The sequence below is a fragment of the Alishewanella sp. HL-SH06 genome, assembly GCF_052656265.1.
Genome location: NZ_CP199752.1, coordinates 755,799 through 772,897 on the forward strand (window position 1 = coordinate 755,799; position 17,099 = coordinate 772,897).

General features: G+C 49.2%; 15 protein-coding genes. 14 read left to right on the plus strand and 1 reads right to left on the minus strand.

The window, feature by feature from the left end; translation table 11 throughout:
- Positions 1–65: 65 nt before the first annotated feature.
- Positions 66–1,460 carry an SH3 domain-containing protein gene (locus tag ACUJFK_RS03370; RefSeq protein ID WP_445426083.1) on the plus strand — a complete coding sequence of 465 codons (1,395 nt, stop codon included), beginning with the start codon at positions 66–68 and terminating at the stop codon, positions 1,458–1,460.
- A gap of 11 nt (positions 1,461–1,471) precedes the next feature.
- Entirely contained in the window at positions 1,472–2,569 is a 1,098-nt protein-coding gene (locus ACUJFK_RS03375) for a dipeptide epimerase (protein WP_445426084.1), read from the plus strand.
- Here the strand turns inward: ACUJFK_RS03375 and ACUJFK_RS03380 are convergent.
- Positions 2,566–3,411, minus strand: a complete 846-nt coding sequence (locus ACUJFK_RS03380) for a MurR/RpiR family transcriptional regulator (protein ID WP_445426085.1) — start codon at positions 3,409–3,411, stop codon at positions 2,566–2,568. The genes ACUJFK_RS03375 and ACUJFK_RS03380 overlap by 4 nt on opposite strands.
- Positions 3,412–3,770: 359 nt before the next feature.
- Here ACUJFK_RS03380 and mraZ point away from each other — a divergent pair, with 359 nt between their 5' ends.
- Genes mraZ through ACUJFK_RS03440 form a run of 12 tightly spaced genes read left to right on the plus strand, consistent with a single transcriptional unit; the run spans position 3,771 to position 17,098 of the window.
- Positions 3,771–4,235: a division/cell wall cluster transcriptional repressor MraZ gene (gene mraZ / locus ACUJFK_RS03385; RefSeq protein ID WP_445426086.1), complete on the plus strand. Its 465-nt coding sequence runs from the start codon at positions 3,771–3,773 to the stop codon at positions 4,233–4,235.
- Positions 4,236–5,177, plus strand: coding sequence for a 16S rRNA (cytosine(1402)-N(4))-methyltransferase RsmH (gene rsmH / locus ACUJFK_RS03390; RefSeq protein WP_226752163.1), 942 nt, complete (start codon positions 4,236–4,238; stop codon positions 5,175–5,177).
- Positions 5,174–5,482, plus strand: coding sequence for a cell division protein FtsL (gene ftsL, locus ACUJFK_RS03395; protein WP_226752162.1), 309 nt, complete (start codon positions 5,174–5,176; stop codon positions 5,480–5,482). The genes rsmH and ftsL overlap by 4 nt, the downstream gene beginning before the upstream one ends.
- The gene (locus tag ACUJFK_RS03400; protein ID WP_445426087.1) at positions 5,479–7,230 is read left to right on the plus strand and encodes a penicillin-binding transpeptidase domain-containing protein; all 1,752 of its coding nucleotides are present in this window, start codon (positions 5,479–5,481) and stop codon (positions 7,228–7,230) included. Before ftsL ends, ACUJFK_RS03400 begins: the two co-directional genes overlap by 4 nt.
- Entirely contained in the window at positions 7,220–8,677 is a 1,458-nt protein-coding gene (locus ACUJFK_RS03405) for a UDP-N-acetylmuramoyl-L-alanyl-D-glutamate--2,6-diaminopimelate ligase (RefSeq protein WP_445426088.1), read from the plus strand. The genes ACUJFK_RS03400 and ACUJFK_RS03405 overlap by 11 nt, the downstream gene beginning before the upstream one ends.
- Complete coding sequence (locus ACUJFK_RS03410; RefSeq protein ID WP_445426089.1) at positions 8,674–10,053, plus strand: UDP-N-acetylmuramoyl-tripeptide--D-alanyl-D-alanine ligase; 1,380 nt, start codon at positions 8,674–8,676, stop codon at positions 10,051–10,053. The genes ACUJFK_RS03405 and ACUJFK_RS03410 overlap by 4 nt, the downstream gene beginning before the upstream one ends.
- Positions 10,047–11,129: a phospho-N-acetylmuramoyl-pentapeptide-transferase gene (gene mraY, locus ACUJFK_RS03415; protein ID WP_226752158.1), complete on the plus strand. Its 1,083-nt coding sequence runs from the start codon at positions 10,047–10,049 to the stop codon at positions 11,127–11,129. The genes ACUJFK_RS03410 and mraY overlap by 7 nt, the downstream gene beginning before the upstream one ends.
- 4 nt (positions 11,130–11,133) lie before the next feature.
- Positions 11,134–12,462 carry a UDP-N-acetylmuramoyl-L-alanine--D-glutamate ligase gene (murD, locus tag ACUJFK_RS03420; protein WP_445426090.1) on the plus strand — a complete coding sequence of 443 codons (1,329 nt, stop codon included), beginning with the start codon at positions 11,134–11,136 and terminating at the stop codon, positions 12,460–12,462.
- The gene (ftsW, locus tag ACUJFK_RS03425; protein ID WP_236128900.1) at positions 12,459–13,661 is read left to right on the plus strand and encodes a cell division protein FtsW; all 1,203 of its coding nucleotides are present in this window, start codon (positions 12,459–12,461) and stop codon (positions 13,659–13,661) included. Before murD ends, ftsW begins: the two co-directional genes overlap by 4 nt.
- Positions 13,654–14,739, plus strand: coding sequence for an undecaprenyldiphospho-muramoylpentapeptide beta-N-acetylglucosaminyltransferase (murG, locus tag ACUJFK_RS03430; RefSeq protein WP_445426091.1), 1,086 nt, complete (start codon positions 13,654–13,656; stop codon positions 14,737–14,739). Before ftsW ends, murG begins: the two co-directional genes overlap by 8 nt.
- On the plus strand, positions 14,736–16,190 hold the full coding sequence (gene murC / locus ACUJFK_RS03435; protein ID WP_445426092.1) for a UDP-N-acetylmuramate--L-alanine ligase: 1,455 nt from the start codon (positions 14,736–14,738) through the stop codon (positions 16,188–16,190). Before murG ends, murC begins: the two co-directional genes overlap by 4 nt.
- On the plus strand, positions 16,187–17,098 hold the full coding sequence (locus ACUJFK_RS03440; protein WP_445426093.1) for a D-alanine--D-alanine ligase: 912 nt from the start codon (positions 16,187–16,189) through the stop codon (positions 17,096–17,098). Before murC ends, ACUJFK_RS03440 begins: the two co-directional genes overlap by 4 nt.
- The last annotated feature ends 1 nt before the right edge of the window (position 17,099 follow it).

The following is a 17,099-nucleotide window of genomic DNA, read 5'->3' on the forward strand; positions in this document are numbered from 1 at the left end:
TAATTTATGCTAAAAATTAATAATATTTGGAATATTTCATTCCTTGATGACCGAGAGTCAAGCAAATGCGTGGTTTTTTAGCTTTAAGATATGCTTTCGCGGGCGGCTTATTGCTGCTGATAAGTGGCTTAAGCAGTGCTGCGACAGAACATTTCACCTCAGATATTCCCCTGTTAAAAGTCGAGCATTTGTCGCCAGAATATTGGTTAGCTAAGCAGCCCAATGCCGCTGAATTGTTACTTACCCCCAGTCAAATTGTGCAGCGAAATGCCCTAACCTTTGCCCAGCAAGCTGAAATGACTCCGATAGCGGATATTCCGCTACAGTTTAGTCGGGCCGAGTTGCTCAAGGTGATCGAACAGGTAAGTGCTATACCGCAGTCACCGCGTTTTTTTGCCGATGGCAAACCGCTGCAAGAAAGCGATTGGGCGCCCATCCAGCAACAAGTGAATCGTGTCGGTGTTGCGGAAAACATCACCACACAATTTGCATTGGTAACGAAGCGCAGTGCTTTGTTAGCCATGCCAACCACGCAGCGGGTTTTTAACGACAGCATGTCGTTAGATTTAAATCGCTTACAAGAAACCGCCTTATTTGTCGGTGAGCCAGTGGCGGTGTTACATCAAAGCGCCGACGGTCACTGGTCTTTGGTGCAAAACTACCACTATAGCGGTTGGGTGGCGACAGAGGCGCTGGCGCTGGCGCCTCGACCACAGGTACTGGCTTATGCCGAGCAAGCGCCTTTTTTAGTGGTTACCGGCGCGCGTGCTTTTAGTAATTATGTACCGAATCAACCGCAGATCTCTGAATTACAGCTGGATATGGGCACCCGCTTGCCGCTATTATCCGCCGCTGCAGTGGGGCATAACCTCTATGGTCAAAATCCGCATGCGAGCTATATCGTGCAATTACCCACACGTAACGCCAAAGGGCAGTTACAGTTAGTGCCGGCGTTGCTGGCGCGCAATCAAGATGTGCATATTGGATATTTGCCTTACAGCACCGAGCATATTGTGCGGCAAGCTTTTAAATACTTAGGTCAGCGCTATGGTTGGGGGTACGACTATAACGGCGTCGACTGTACCGGTTTTTTGGTGGATATTTTCCGCACCTTTGGCTTGCTGATGCCGCGTAACTCAGGTCAGCAAGGCTATGGCGAATTTGGTCAAAATGTGCGTTTTACTGAACAAAGCAGCCATAACACTAAGCTACAGGCGATTAAGCAGGCGCAAATAGGCGATTTTATTTATCGTCCTGGTCATGTCATGTTGTACTTAGGTGAAAGTGCGGGCGAACCCTTCGTGATCCATGCGGTATTTGATCTGGCTTATGTTAATGCCGCTGGCGAATTTTATCGTGGCACCTTAAACAGTGTATCCGTCACGCCCTTGGCACCGCTGTATCTCAGTGCTGAGCAGAGCTATCTGGATCGTATTTATGCTATTAAATCGTTGCGTTAACTGAGGTTATTATGAAAATTACCGATATCCGTTTGGGTATGCTGAAGGTGCCATTAAAGACACCTTTTAAAACCGCGTTGCGCACGGTGAATGAAATTGAAGATGTGATTGTCATTATCGAGACTGATACGGGGCATCGTGGTTATGGTGAAGCTCCGGCCACGGCCGTGATCACGGGTGATATTCATGATTCGATAATCGGGGCGATCCGCACAGTAATGAAGCCCAAATTGGTTGGCCAAGACATCAGTGATTTAAACCATCTGATCCGCATTATTCAAAACTGTATTATGAAAAACTACAGTGCGAAAGCAGCAGTGGAAATGGCCGTTTATGACTTATTTGCCCAGCAATATAAAACGCCGTTATATAAATTGCTGGGGGGCGGCGTACCTAAACTGACGACGGACATTACCATCAGTGTCGATTACATCGATAAAATGGTAGCCGATTCCTTAGATGCTGTCGCCCGAGGTTTTGAAACGCTGAAAGTGAAAGTGGGCAAAGATATTGGGGTCGATATCGAGCGGGTAAAAGCAATTTATAACGCTGTGGCAGGTAAGGCGTTGATCCGCTTAGATGCTAACCAAGGCTGGACCGCGAAAGAAGCGGTGTATGCCCTGCATAAGTTAGAAGACGCCGGGGTAAGACTAGAGCTGATCGAACAGCCGGTAAAATACTATGATCTGGAAGGCTTAAAGTATATTACCGAGCGCGTGCATACGCCGGTTATGGCCGATGAAAGCGGTTTTGGACCACGCGAAGTGATTGAACTGATCAAAATGCGGGCGGCCGATATTATCAATATTAAGTTGATGAAAACGGGCGGTATTTCTAATGCCATTAAGATTGCCGATATCTGCTCGTTTTACGATATGCAATGTATGATTGGTTGTATGCTGGAATCGAGCATTAGCGTTGCGGCAGCGGTGCATGTGGCCGTAGCGAAAGCCGATGTGATTACCAAGATTGACCTAGATGGGCCGTCACTGAGTGCCTTTAACCCAGTCACCAGCAGTGTTACTTTTAATGAAGCGGATATTATTATTGGTGATGCCCCAGGCTTGGGCATCACGGATATTCAGGGTCTACAGATGCTGAGCAGTTAATGCTTTTCCAGTAAGCTCATCACTTGCGAATGATCCGCTAGCTGTTGTCGGTTAGCGGGCTGCTGACATAGCATTAAATACAATAAATGACAGAGGTGCTGCTGCGCTTGTTGTGTAATTAACTGTTGCAGCTGCTCGTCGGTTTCACTGCCCAGCGTGAATAATTGCAAATCCGCCCCAGCGCTTTGCGCACTGGTTTGATAACGTGTTAACGAGATAATCTTAAGTTTGCGCTGTCTGGCAAACACTTCTAACCGCAAAATATCCGCATTTTGACCACTGTCTGAGATTAACAGTAGCACGCTATTAGGTGTGAGGGTGCGTGCCAGTTGTAAACTTAATGCCGGATCGCTGTGATACAAGCCCAGTTTGCCCAGTTCAAGTAAGCGGCATTGCATATCGGCGGCGACAACGGCGGAGTGGCCGCAACCCGCTAATAAAATGCAATCGGCTTTATCTAATAACCGAGCGGCTTGTTTCAAGGTTTTTTCGCTATTAATACTCAGCAGATTGCGAAAGCTTTGTGTCAGCCCTAACTGCAATTGTTCGGCGAGCTGCGCTACGCTACCGAGTGCCGTATTTACGTCTTGTTGTTCACGTTGTAGGGTCGATGCGGTCACTACGGCTTCGGTGATGGCCAGTTTTAAATCTGGATAGCCTTTGTACCCTAATTTTTGACAAAACTTCACCACGCTAGACTGGCTAATGCCAACGGCGTCTGCCAATTGTTGAGATGAATAATCACGCATTAAATGCGAATTATCTAAAATAAAGTCAGCGAGTTTCCGCTCGCTAACGGACAACTGGTCCAACATTCCTTGAATTTTCAATAGACTTAGCATGGTTTTTGCCCTTAAACACCGGCAAAGACGCTGCCAGGGTGATAGCTAATGTAAATTTATATTGAATAAATTATTCCGCAATAGCAAGCACGCAGCTTCACTCTGCGCAAAAGGAATTTCCTACGAAAATCATCCACTTCGCTAGAGCGCTTATTTTAGCTCGATCTTATTCGATCTTTGCCGGTGTTTTTACCTTGACAGCAGCGGAAGCGGCACCCTAAACTGTCTCGTTGTGGGGATATGTGGGTAATTGTGGATCATTTTGGTAAATTTGTGGTGATAGTGGTAGCTGGCACCCCTTTTTGTCGTCTCTGATACTTTACTCGAGCAACGCAAACTCTTAAGGCGGGCAAACTAAGATGTTTCGTGGATCATTTACACTGACGTTAGACGAAAAGGGCCGGTTAGCGCTTCCAGCGCGTTACCGTGAACGCCTTATGTCTGAATTTCAGGGCCAAATGATTTGCACCATCGATTTGCACGATCCCTGTTTGTTGCTATTTCCGCTAGCTGAGTGGGAAGAAATAGAAGAAAAACTAAAATCTCTCTCAAGCTTAAATCCTCAGGAACGCCGTTTACAGCGGTTATTACTGGGTAATGCCACCGACTGTGATATGGATAAAAGCAGCCGTATTTTGTTGCCAGCGTCATTGCGGCAACATGCTGGATTAACGAAAAACATCCGTTTGGTGGGCCAATTAAATAAATTTGAAATCTGGGATGAAACAGCCTGGCAAGAGCGGCTTGCAGCGGATATTGAGCTGGAGCAAGCAGAAGCCGGTACTGTGGAGTTATCAGAACGATTACAGGATTTTGTACTGTAAATGACCACAAGTCCACATATCTCGGTACTGTTAGCGGAAACGTTAGCAGGCCTGGCAATCAAGGCTGATGGCATCTATTTAGATGGCACCTTCGGCCGTGGCGGTCACAGTAGAGAAATAATTCAAGCGTTAGGGCCTAACGGCCGCTTATTCGCTATTGATCGCGATCCTTCCGCCATTGCTGCTGCAGCCCCACTGCTCGCCGATGCGCGTTTTCACATCACCCATAGCCCCTTCGCCGCCCTGGCAAATATCGCCGAACAACAAAACATTTTCGGCAAAATCGATGGCATTTTACTGGACCTTGGCGTGTCTTCCCCACAATTAGACGAAGCTGAACGAGGTTTTAGTTTTATGCGCGATGGTCCGCTGGATATGCGGATGGACCCTACAAATGGCTTATCTGCAGCTCAGTGGTTAGCCCATGCCGATGTCGAAGACATTACTTTTGTGCTGCGGGAATACGGTGAAGAGAAATCAGCGTGGCGTATTGCTAATGCCATCGTTGCCCACCGTGCTGAGCAACCCCTCACTCGCACCAGTGAGCTGGCTAATTTAATTAGCAATGTGGTGCCGAAAAGCCCGAAAGAGAAAAAGCACCCTGCAACCCGCAGTTTTCAGGCCATTCGTATTTACGTTAACAGTGAATTGGAGCAGGTGAATTTAGCGTTACAGGGCGCAATGGCGGCGTTAAAGCCTGGCGGCCGACTTTGTGTGATCAGCTTTCATTCGTTAGAAGATCGCCTAGTGAAACAATTTATGCGTCGCCATTCCAAACCTGAACCGGTGCCACGTGGCTTACCGTTAACGGATGCTCAGTTATACAAAGCGATCCCGCTGCGCTTAATTGGTAAAGCGATTATGCCCTCTGCCGCTGAGCTGGCTGCGAATCCGCGCTCTCGGAGTGCGGTGTTGCGTATCGCGGAGAGGCAGGCGCTATGAAACAAGTCCAGCTGATCAAAATCATTGCCCAGGAACTGCAACAACGCAAGTTAGTTATCGCGTTGTTGTTGGCGTGTTTGCTGTCTGCCCTTGCGGTAGTGCAAATGTCGCATTTAAACCGGCAATTAACGATCCAGCAGGACTTAAATTATCAACAACGTGATCAGCTCGATACCGAATGGCGCAATTTGCTGTTAGAGCAACGCGCGTTAGCCGAACACAGCCGTGTAGAAGAGATTGCGCGGCAACAACTGAATATGCAACGCCCTACGGGCGATCGTGATATTACGGTGAAATTACAATGAAACGCCCGGTAAGAAAGGCCCAAGCAAAAACCAGAACGCAACCCGCCGTACTCGGCTGGCGTTTTGCTTTTGTGCTGGTCAGTATTAGCGCGGTGTTTGTAGCCCTGGTGGCGCGGGCCGCTTGGTTACAAGTGTTAGAGCCGGATATGCTGGTTACTCAAGGTGACTTGCGCAGTTTACGCGTGGAATCTGACAAAGTGATGCGCGGTATGATCCTCGATCGTCATGGTGAAGCATTAGCTGTCAGCGTGCCGGTAGAGGCCATTTGGGCAGATCCTAAAGAAGTACTGGAGCGCAACGCGCCAGGAGATGAGCGGCGTTGGCATGCGCTTGCAGAAATACTACAACTAAGCCCGCAGCAACTTCTAAGCCGCATCGGTGATAACCCGCAGCGGCGTTTTGTTTATTTACAGCGCCAAGTTAATCCGGCAGTAGTCGATTATGTGCGTAAGCTGCGCGTGCCCGGTATTCATTTCCGCCAAGAATCGCGTCGTTATTATCCTGCTGGCGAGGTCGCCGCGCAGTTAATCGGTTTTACCAATGTCGATGACGTTGGTGTAGAAGGTGTTGAAAAACGTTTTAATGATTTACTCACCGGTACAGCGGGTCGCAAGGTTTATCGTAAAGACGCCAAAGGCCGTGAAATCGAAGTATTAGAGCGCGAGCAAGCGACCGAATCGGCCACCGTGGTGCTGAGCATCGATCAACGCATTCAAGCGGTAGCTTATCGTGAATTGAAAAAAGCGGTGTTATCCAATGGTGCTGCGTCTGGCTCTGCAGTGGTGGTTGACGTGCAAACCGGCGAAATTTTAGCCATGGTCAATAGTCCCTCATTTAACCCGAATAACCGCCGTAATACGCCGATCCATCGCTTTCGTAATAGGGCCATTACCGACACCTTTGAACCGGGTTCTACTATGAAGCCGTTAGCGGTCTTAAGCGCTTTAGAGTTTGGCTCGGCCAATTTAGATACGATAGTGGATGTTAGCCCTGGTTTTATGCGCATTGGTGGCAGTTGGGTGCGCGATCCATCTAATTACAATCGCTTAGATCTTACCGGTATTATTCAAAAATCGAGCAACATGGGCGTAGCGCGCTTAGTGTTAGAAGTGCCGCATCAACATGTGATTGGTTTGTATCACAATATGGGGTTAGGCCAAGAGTCGGGCGCTTCGATTATTGGTGAAAGCACCGGTATTTTTAGTTACCGCCAGCGTTGGTCTGACTTTGAACGCGCTACCTTTTCTTACGGCTATGGTTTATCGGTTACCGCTGTGCAACTGGCGCGCGCTTACGCCACCATGGCCAATGGCGGTATTAATCGGCCACTGAGTATCATTAAACAAACGGAACCAGAGCTGGGCGAACGGGTATTAAAAGAAGAGTTTGCGCTGGCTATGCTGGAAATGATGGAAGCCAATATCGGTCCTGGCGGCACGGCAACACGTGCACAGGTGCCCGGTTATCGCGTAGGCGGTAAAACAGGTACGGCCCGTAAAGCGGTCGCCGGCGGTTACGGTGATGATTATATCGCTTCTTTTGCCGGTGTCGGCCCAATCAGTCAACCGCGGTTAGCTTGTGTGGTGGTGATTAACGAACCTGCCGGTGATTTTTACCATGGTGGCGAGATCGCTGCCCCAGTGTTTGCCAATATTATGGGAGCAGCGATGCAGCTGCTGAACTTGCCACCAGATGGACAGAGCCGCCCAAGGATCACCGCGGTTCGTGGAGGTCAAAATGCCGGTTAATAGTCAACGTTGGTTAGCGAATTACCTCAGTGAAGTGCCGTCTTTAGAGTTGCAGCACTTACGCATTGATAGCCGCGACGTGATGCCTGGCGATGTGTTTATTGCTTTACCCGGCACAACCACAGATGGCAGTTTATTTATTGATAAGGCCTTGGCTCAAGGCGCCGCCTTAGTGCTGACGGAAAACGCCCATTCGAGTGATAGTCGGGTGTTGACCATACCACGGCTGAATATGGTGTTACCGAAATTGGCAGCTGACTTTTATGGCCAGCCACAACAGCAGCTGACATTAATTGGCGTGACCGGCACCAATGGCAAATCGTCTGTAAGTAGCTTTATTGCCCAGCTTGCAGGCGAGCTTGGTGTCAAGAGCGCGGTAATTGGCACCCTAGGTTACGGCAACTGGCAACAGCTTACACCCTTAAAAAATACCACGCCGCACTTTGTCGATATTCAACGCATTCTGGCGGAAATGGTCAGTAAAGGTGTGCGTTTAGTGGCAATGGAAGTGTCCTCGCATGCGTTAGTTCAAAAGCGCGTGGCCGGTTTGCATTTTGCGGCGGCAGTGTTTACCAATTTAAGTCGTGATCATTTAGATTACCACGGCAGTATGCCCGCTTATGCTGCGGCAAAAGCGCTATTGTTCAAGCCTGAGCAAAGCATGCTGGCCATTGTGAATTTATCGGATGAAACCGGTCGTCATTACGCCGAGCAAATGCAGATCCCTGTGCATGCTTATGGTGCCAGTATTGATTGTAAATCGGATGTGCAGGCATTGAGCTACCAACGTTTAAGCCCCAAAGCCCACGGTACTTATTGTCAGTTGAAGTATGCCGCTAAAAGCTACGAGTTAAATTTGCCGTTGCTGGGTGAATTTAATGTGCAAAACGCGCTGGCTGCCGTGAAGTGTTTACAAGCCTTGGGCCATTCCCTGTCTGACTTGATTGCGGTAGCCGCTTTATTGCAACCGGTGGCTGGGCGCATGGAACAATACAGCCTAAAAACCGGTGCGACGGTGGTAGTCGATTACGCTCACACACCTGATGCCTTAGATCAAACACTACGGGCCTTGCGTCAGCATTGTGATAATCATCTATGGGCGGTATTTGGCTGTGGTGGTGATCGTGACAAAGGTAAGCGGCCCATCATGGGGCAGCTGGCAGAACAATTAGCCGATCATATTATTCTCACGTCGGATAACCCACGTAGCGAAGATCCCTTACTGATTTTGCAAGATATTGCTGCGGGCATGCATCCGCAAAGCAACTATACCATCGAACCGGATCGCCGCGCCGCCATCAAGTTAGCCATTGCAGAAGCGCAAGAGGGCGACATTATTTTGGTGGCGGGTAAAGGCCATGAAACAGAACAAATCATCGGTAACCAAGTACTGCATTACGATGAAAGAGCCTATGTTCAACAATTGGTGGCGGAGATGGCATCATGATCACGCTTAATTTATCAGAGATAGCTCAAATGCTGGGTACCACTTGGCAGGGTGCTGATGTGCAAATCGATGCAGTGAGCACGGATAGCCGAACATTAAGCGGTGCCGCGTTATTTATTGCTTTAAAAGGGGCGAACTTTGATGCCAATCACTTTTTAGCTGATGTCGTCAGTAAAGGTGCGGTGGCGTTAATTTGTAGTGAAGTACCTCCGGTGGACGTCCCTTATATTTTAGTCCCCGACGGGCGCATAGCCTTAGGCCAGTTTGCTGCCGCATTAAAAGCACGCTTAGCGCCTAAAACCATCGCCGTGACAGGCAGTGCCGGTAAAACCACGGTAAAAGAAATGCTGGCGGCTATTTTAAGTGAGCAAGCCGAGGTGTTAGCAACCTCGGGTAATTTCAATAATGACATCGGTGTGCCGCTCACCTTATTACGCTTAACGGCAGCGCATCGCTATGCGGTGATGGAGCTGGGTGCCAATCATCATGGTGAAATTGCGTATACCACGGCTTTGGTGAAACCCGATGTGGCACTCATTACTAATGCTGCCGCGTCACATTTAGAAGGCTTTGGTGATATTGCCGGTGTTGCTCGCGCTAAAGCAGAAATTTATCAGGGTATTCCTGCGTCAGGCACGGCGGTCATCTCTTTAGATAGTGATTACAGTGATTTCTGGCTCACCCAGGTGGCACATTTATCCTGCCTTACCTTTAGCGTCGATAAGCCACAAGCCGATTTTTATGCTTCAGAAGTGCAATTAGACAGCCTCGGCTGTGCGCATTTTACGTTGCATACGCCAACAGAGCAGCTGCCAATACGTTTAACGGTGCCAGGGCGTCATAATGTTGCTAACGCCCTTGCCGCCGCGGCAGCTACTATTGCCATTGGTATCAGTGCGCAGCAGGTACAGCAGGGTTTAGCAAAAATGCGTGTTGTGAAAGGGCGCACTAATCTGATTCAGGTTAGCTCAACGCTAAAAATTATCGATGACACCTACAACGCTAATGTCGAGTCGGTAAAAGCCGCCATTGACTTATTGGCCAGTTACAGTGGCTTTCGGGGTTTGATTCTCGGAGACATGGGTGAGCTGGGCACCAATGCGCGTTTATACCATGAAGAAATCGGTGAATATGCTAAAGCGGCTGGGGTTAATCTGTTGTTCACTGTCGGTGTGTTATCACAGAGCGCCAGTGATGTGTTCAAACAGCAAGGAGCACATTTCAGCCAACGGCAAACGCTAATTACGCAATTGCTGCCCATTATTGCAGCCGAAACGGCAGTGACACTGCTGGTTAAAGGTTCGCGCAGTGCGAAGATGGAATTAGTAGTACAAGACTTGCTAGAACGTTGTCAGCAGGAGATCCCAGCATGTTAGTCTGGTTAGCAGAATATCTAACACAATATTACAGCGGTTTTAATGTCTTTAGTTATCTGACATTTCGCGCCATTTTAGGCGTGTTAACCTCTTTATTATTAAGCCTTTATTTAGGGCCTAAGCTGATTGCGGCGCTGCAGCGCATGCAAATTGGTCAAGTGGTTCGTAATGATGGCCCAGAGAGTCATTTCTCGAAAAAAGGCACGCCTACTATGGGCGGCATTTTGATCCTTGGTTCAGTGTTAATCTCTACGCTGCTGTGGGCTAATTTGGCCAACAAATACGTTTGGGTGGTGATATTTGTACTCGTCAGCTTTGGTGCTATCGGCTTTATCGATGATTATCGTAAGGTGATCCGAAAAGATCCCCGTGGTTTAATCGCGCGCTGGAAATACCTATGGCAATCCGTATTCGCCCTTATTACCGCCATTTTCTTGTATAGCACCGCAGAGCGGCCAGCTGAAACCGCACTGCTCGTGCCCTTTCTCAAAGATGTGATGCCGCAACTGGGTTTATTATTTATTGCTCTTAGTTACTTCGTCATTGTTGGCACCAGTAATGCCGTTAACCTAACTGACGGCTTAGATGGTTTAGCGATAGTGCCGACCATTATGGTAGCGGGCGCTTTTGCTATCATTGCTTATGCCAGTGGTAACGTAAACTTTGCCAGTTATTTAAATATCCCTTATTTACCCTATGCCGGTGAGTTAGTGGTGTTTTGTGCCGCGCTGATTGGTGCGGGTTTAGGTTTCTTGTGGTTTAACACTTATCCGGCTTTGGTTTTCATGGGCGATGTCGGCTCGTTGGCGTTAGGAGCGGTGTTGGGTGTGATCGCCATTCTTGTGCGCCAAGAGATCGTGCTGTTTATCATGGGCGGAATTTTCGTGATGGAAACCCTGTCGGTGATCCTGCAGGTTGGCTCTTACAAACTGCGTAAACAACGCATTTTCCGTATGGCACCTATTCATCATCATTACGAATTAAAGGGCTGGCCAGAGCCGCGCGTTATTGTGCGTTTCTGGATCTTATCGATCATTTTTGTGCTGGTTGGCCTCGCCACCCTGAAACTGAGATAACAGCATGCAAAGTATCCTAACAGCAAAACGAATTGCAGTAGTGGGGCTCGGTCTTTCTGGCCTGGCGACCGTACGCTTTTTACTTGCACAAGGGATCAAGCCGGTATTGATGGATACCCGCAAACAACCCGCTGGCCTAGAGCAGATTCCGGTTGAGAAAGTAGACGGTATCTACTTAGGTGAGTTAGACGCCAATAGACTGGCGCAGATGGAACTGATTATCGTCAGCCCGGGTTTGTCGGTGAAGCATCCGGCCTTGCGTTTTGCTCGGTTACAAGGCGCTAAGATTATTGGTGATGTTGAGCTGTTTGCGCATTTTAACCACAAACCTGTCTTGGCGATCACCGGCTCTAATGGCAAGTCGACTGTGACCATGTTGACTACGGCCATGTTGCAGCAAAGCGGTATCAAAGCAGTTGCGGCCGGCAATATCGGTTTACCGGTATTAGAAGCGATCAACCACAGTGATGCTGAAGTGTTTGTGTTGGAGCTATCCAGCTTTCAACTAGAAACCACCGATAGCTTAGCGGTGGTCGCCAGTGTGAATTTAAACATTAGCGCTGACCACCTTGATCGGTATAACACCATTGCCGAGTATGCGGCAGCCAAACAGCGTATTCATCGGCATAGCCAATTAGCTATTTACAATGCGGATGACCGCATGACGCAACCCGCTCAGTCGCAAGCTAGCTTGGCACTGAGTTTAAAACCAAACACCAGTGGTTATGGCATTGTGCAGCATCAGCAAGCGCCTTGGTTGCTAGTAGAGGGTGAGCCGTTATTGCCCGTCGCTGAGATGAGCCTGTTTGGCGAGCACAACCAATTTAATGCGCTAGCGGCAGCGGCTTTAGCCTTAGCGGCGGGGGCTTCTCGTGCAGCCTTAGCGGCCACTTTGCGTACTTTTAGCGGTTTAGCACATCGTTGTGAGTTGGTGACCGAGCTTAATGGCGTGCGCTGGGTGAATGATTCAAAAGGCACCAACATTGGCGCAACCTTAGCGGCCTTAGCCGGTTTACGCCCTGGTATTCAAGGCAAGCTGATTTTGATTGCTGGCGGCGATGCTAAAGGCGCTGACGTGCAAGAGTTACAAACCGTATTGCAGCAAGATGTGCAGCATTTGATTACCTTAGGCCAAGATGGCCCAGCGATTGCCGCGTTAAAAGCCGACAGCGTACAAGTCAAAACATTACAGCAAGCGGTCAGCGCCGCAGCAACGTTAGCTAAAGCAGGCGATATGGTGTTGTTATCACCGGCTTGTGCCAGTTTAGATATGTTTAAAAGCTATGCCGATCGCGGCGAGCAGTTTGCCAAAGCAGTAAAGGAGCTGAAATGATTAAAGCCGCTTTACTGGGTGGTCGTTTTAATCCGTTACCTCGCTTTGATGCTTGGTGGCAGAGTAAAGATCAGGGTAATTACGACAGTATGTTTTTAACCGTACTATTGTTAATCCTGACACTGGGTTTAGTGATGGTAACCAGTGCCTCTATTCCGGTGGCTGAACGTTTATTTGACAATCCGCTGCATTTCACGCTGCGCCATTTAGTGTATATGTTCATTGGTTTAGGCGCGACCTTGGTCGTGATGCGTTTACCTATCAGCTTTTGGCATAACTACAATATGCAGCTGTTATTTGCCGCCTTAGCGTTACTGGTGGCCGTGTTATTGTTTGGTAAAAACGTCAACGGTTCCACCCGTTGGTTAGCGTTAGGTCCCATCAACATTCAGGCGGCTGAGCCGGCCAAATTGTATTTCTTTGTGTATTTAGCCAGTTATTTAGTACGGCGGCATGAAGAAGTACGTGAGAACTTAATGGGCTTTCTTAAGCCATTAATCATGCTATTTATTTTTGCAGTGCTGCTGTTAATGCAGCCTGACTTAGGCACCGTGATTGTGATGTTCGCCACTGCCGTGGTGCTATTGTTTTTAGCCGGTGCGCGCTTGTGGCAATTTATCGCGTTAATTCTTACCGGTATCGCCGCAGTGGGCGTGCTGATTTTTTATAGTGAATACCGCTGGCGTCGGGTCACGGCCTTCCTTGACCCTTGGGCAGATCCCTTTGGCAGTGGTTATCAGTTAACCCAGTCGTTAATGGCTTTTGGTCGCGGTGGCTGGTTTGGCCAAGGTTTGGGTAACAGTATTCAAAAATTAGAATATCTGCCCGAGGCGCACACCGACTTTATTATTGCCGTTATTGGCGAAGAAACCGGTTTTCTAGGGGTGGCAGCGTTACTAAGTTTGTTGTTCTTACTCGTGTTTCGTGCGCTGATGATGGGTAATCGTGCTTTACAAAAAGGCATGAGTTTCCACGGTTTCTTAGCCTATGCCTTAGCCATTTGGATTGGTTTTCAAACCGCCGTAAACGCCGGTATGGCCAGCGGTATGTTACCGACCAAGGGTATGACTTTACCTTTTGTCAGTTACGGTGGTAGTAGCTTAATTATCATGTTAATGGCTGCAGCTTTATTGCTGCGCATTGACTTTGAAGTACGGATGCAAGGCAAGCAGGCCGTTAGCGGGGGTAAGCATGACTAAACCGCTAGCGTTGATTATGGCCGGTGGCACGGGTGGCCACATTTTCCCAGCACAGGCAGTAGCCAAAGCGTTGCATGCTGAAGGCTGGGAGATTGCTTGGCTTGGCACCGCAGATCGGATGGAAGCGCGTTTAGTGCCGAGTTTTGGCTGGGCATTTCATGCCATCCAAGTGGCGGGTTTACGTGGTAAAGGCTGGCGCAGCATTGTGCATGCGCCGCTGATGGTGTGGAGGGCGATCCGACAGGCGCGGCAAGTGGTCAAGCAGGTAAAACCGAGCTTAGTGATTGGCTTTGGTGGTTATGCCAGTGGCCCCGGTGGCGTGGCTGCTTGGTTAGCCGGTGTGCCTTTATTGATCCATGAACAAAATGCCGTTGCTGGTAGCACTAATAAATTACTGGCGCGTTTAGCCAAGCAGGTGTTAGTGGCGTTTCCGGCCGCGTTTGCCAACTCAGCTAAACAACAGGTGGTGGGCAATCCGGTGCGGGCAGAACTGATTGCTTGTCGCCAGTCGCGTACAAGTGAGCCGCCGCTCAATATTTTAGTGGTCGGCGGCAGTTTAGGCGCGAAAGCCTTAAACGAGCAGTTACCAGAGCAATTTAGCATGCTGGCCGCACAAGGTGAGATCGCGATTTGGCATCAAACGGGCGAAGCCATGCTGGCGCAAGTGCAAGCCGCTTACCAGCCATTACAAGCAAAGGGTGTGTCGGTGCAGGTCAGTGCCTTTATCGACAGTATGTTAGCGGCTTATCGTTGGGCTGATGTGGTGATTTGTCGTGCCGGTGCCTTGACTGTCAGCGAAGTGGCCGCCGTTGGCGTTGCCGCAATCTTTGTACCGCTGCCCAGCGCGATTGATGATCACCAAACCGCCAATGCCCGCAGTTTAACCAGTGCTGACGCGGGCTGGTTATTACCGCAGTCGGAACTCATCAAAACAGGCATAGTGCCATTATTGGCGCCGTGTTTAACAGATAAAAGTGTGCTGCAGCAGTTGGCGCAAAATGCCAGGCTGCAGGCACGAGACAATGCGACTACCGCAGTAGTAGCCGTATGTCGGCAAGTAACAGGACAAGCAGTATGATTACCACGCCACAACAGAAAAAACTGGCGATGCGCCGGGTTGAACGCATTCACTTTGTTGGCATTGGCGGTGCCGGTATGGGCGGTATTGCCGAAGTATTAGTCAATGAAGGCTATAAGGTTTCCGGCTCGGATATCGCACCGAACACCGTTACCGACAGATTGCGCAGCCTAGGTGCAGAATTATTCTTTGGCCACAGCGCTGAAAATATTCAAGGTGCCAGTGTCGTCGTCGTTTCTAGCGCCATTAAAAACGACAATGCTGAAGTGCAAGCCGCGCGCGAGTTACGCATTCCTGTGGTGCGCCGTGCCGAAATGCTCGGTGAATTAATGCGGTTTCGCCATGGTATTGCGATTGCAGGTACTCATGGCAAAACCACGACGACCAGCTTGCTCGCTTCAATTTTTGCTGAAGCCGGTGCCGATCCCACTTTCGTAATTGGCGGCTTGTTAAATTCTGCCGGTTCCAATGCACGCTTAGGGGCGGGGCGTTATTTAATTGCCGAAGCCGATGAAAGCGATGCCTCGTTTTTACATTTGCAACCGATGGCAACAGTGATCACCAATATTGAAGCGGATCACATGGACACCTATCAAGGTGACTTTGAAAAGCTAAAAGCCACCTATTTAGAGTTTTTACATAATCTGCCGTTTTATGGCATGGCGGTAATTTGTTTAGATGACCCCGTATTACGTGACTTGATCCCGCGCATTGGCCGCACGGTGCTGACCTATGGTTTTAGTGAAGATGCCGACTTTCAAATCAGCAATTTTCAGCAGTCTGGCACACGCACGCAGTTCAGTATTCGTGATGCTCAAGGTCAAACCCGGCAAGTGATCCTAAATTTGCCAGGCAAGCACAATGCGTTAAATGCCACCGCCGCTTTTGCCTTAGCGCAAGACGAGGGCATAGCGGAACCGGCAATTTTAGCGGCGTTAAGTAAATTTGAAGGCATTGGTCGGCGTTTTCAACAGTATGGTGAATTTGACACCGGTCGTGGCAAGGCCATCTTGCTCGACGATTACGGTCATCACCCAACAGAAGTTGCCGCTACCGTTGCGGCGGTGCGCAATGCTTGGCCAGAACGACGTTTGGTGATGTGTTATCAGCCACATCGTTATACCCGTACCCGTGATCTATATGATGATTTTGCTCGGGTACTGTCTGAAGTGGATACCTTATTATTATTGGAAGTATACGCTGCAGGCGAAGCGCCAATTGCCGGGGCCGATAGCCGTAGTTTAGCGCGTTCTATTCGAGCTCGTGGCCAGTTAGAACCTATCTATGTGGCGCAGCCAAGCGATTTAGCCGCTTGTTTAGCCGATGTGCTGCAAGACGGGGATGTGGTGTTAACGCAGGGCGCGGGTAATATCGGCACCTTAGTAAAACAACTGAGTGCTTTGGGATTAAATATCGAACAATTAAAAGCGACTAAGGGAGCTGCGTTATGAGCCAAAACGCAAAAGTAGCGGTGATGTTTGGCGGTTCTTCAGCTGAGCGTGAAGTGTCGTTACGTTCTGGCAAAGCGGTGTTAGCGTCATTATTAGATGCTGGCGTTAATGCCTTTGCATTTGACCCACAACAAGAAGATTTAAGCAGCCTAGACGCCGATAAAGTGTTTATTGTGTTACACGGGCGCGGCGGCGAAGACGGCGTGATGCAAGGCGCTTTAGAGCAGCGCGGCCTGCCTTATACCGGTAGCGGTGTGCTGGGTTCTGCCTTAGCGATGGATAAAATTCGCTGTAAATGGTTGTTTCAAGCCCAAGGATTACCCACAGCGGCTTTTGCTGTAGCCAGGCCAGGCTCTGAAGATTACGCCCCCTTGCTAGCGCAACTTGGTGGCAAAGTGATGGTTAAGCCCGCCAATGAAGGCTCAAGCATTGGCATGAGCGTGGCAGTGACGGCTGAAGAGTTAGCGCAAGCTATTGCAACAGCTCATCAATATGACGAAGAAGTCTTAGTCGAGCGCTGGATTGAAGGGCGTGAATTTACAATCGCCATCTTAAATGGTGCGGTATTGCCGATTGTTGAAATGCGGACACCACGATCCTTCTATGATTACGAAGCGAAGTATCAGGCCAATAGCACCGAATATTTATGCCCTGCGCCATTAACGGCAGAGCTGACGCAAGGAATGCAAAAAACCGCTTTAGCGGCTTTTCAAGCCGTGGGCGCTTCAGGTTGGGGCCGGGTTGATTTAATGCTGGACCAGCAAGGTCAATTTTATTTATTAGAAGTGAATACCGTACCGGGCATGACAGAAAAGTCGTTAGTGCCTATGGCAGCGAAAGCCGCCGGTTACAGTTTTCAACAGTTAGTGCTGGCGATTTTAACGCAAGCTGAGTCGGCGCGTCGCTAGT

Excerpts from the sequence above, each read along its gene's own strand:
- rsmH (WP_226752163.1), top strand. The coding sequence starts at position 4,236 with ATGACCACAAGTCCACATATCTCGGTACTGTTAGCGGAAACGTTAGCA.
- ACUJFK_RS03405 (WP_445426088.1), top strand. The coding sequence starts at position 7,220 with ATGCCGGTTAATAGTCAACGTTGGTTAGCGAATTACCTCAGTGAAGTG.
- ACUJFK_RS03400 (WP_445426087.1), top strand. The coding sequence starts at position 5,479 with ATGAAACGCCCGGTAAGAAAGGCCCAAGCAAAAACCAGAACGCAACCC.
- murD (WP_445426090.1), top strand. The coding sequence starts at position 11,134 with ATGCAAAGTATCCTAACAGCAAAACGAATTGCAGTAGTGGGGCTCGGT.
- murC (WP_445426092.1), top strand. The coding sequence starts at position 14,736 with ATGATTACCACGCCACAACAGAAAAAACTGGCGATGCGCCGGGTTGAA.
- murG (WP_445426091.1), top strand. The coding sequence starts at position 13,654 with ATGACTAAACCGCTAGCGTTGATTATGGCCGGTGGCACGGGTGGCCAC.
- ftsL (WP_226752162.1), top strand. The coding sequence starts at position 5,174 with ATGAAACAAGTCCAGCTGATCAAAATCATTGCCCAGGAACTGCAACAA.
- ACUJFK_RS03440 (WP_445426093.1), top strand. The coding sequence starts at position 16,187 with ATGAGCCAAAACGCAAAAGTAGCGGTGATGTTTGGCGGTTCTTCAGCT.
- mraY (WP_226752158.1), top strand. The coding sequence starts at position 10,047 with ATGTTAGTCTGGTTAGCAGAATATCTAACACAATATTACAGCGGTTTT.
- ACUJFK_RS03380 (WP_445426085.1), bottom strand. The coding sequence starts at position 3,411 with ATGCTAAGTCTATTGAAAATTCAAGGAATGTTGGACCAGTTGTCCGTT.
- mraZ (WP_445426086.1), top strand. The coding sequence starts at position 3,771 with ATGTTTCGTGGATCATTTACACTGACGTTAGACGAAAAGGGCCGGTTA.
- ftsW (WP_236128900.1), top strand. The coding sequence starts at position 12,459 with ATGATTAAAGCCGCTTTACTGGGTGGTCGTTTTAATCCGTTACCTCGC.
- ACUJFK_RS03370 (WP_445426083.1), top strand. The coding sequence starts at position 66 with ATGCGTGGTTTTTTAGCTTTAAGATATGCTTTCGCGGGCGGCTTATTG.
- ACUJFK_RS03375 (WP_445426084.1), top strand. The coding sequence starts at position 1,472 with ATGAAAATTACCGATATCCGTTTGGGTATGCTGAAGGTGCCATTAAAG.
- ACUJFK_RS03410 (WP_445426089.1), top strand. The coding sequence starts at position 8,674 with ATGATCACGCTTAATTTATCAGAGATAGCTCAAATGCTGGGTACCACT.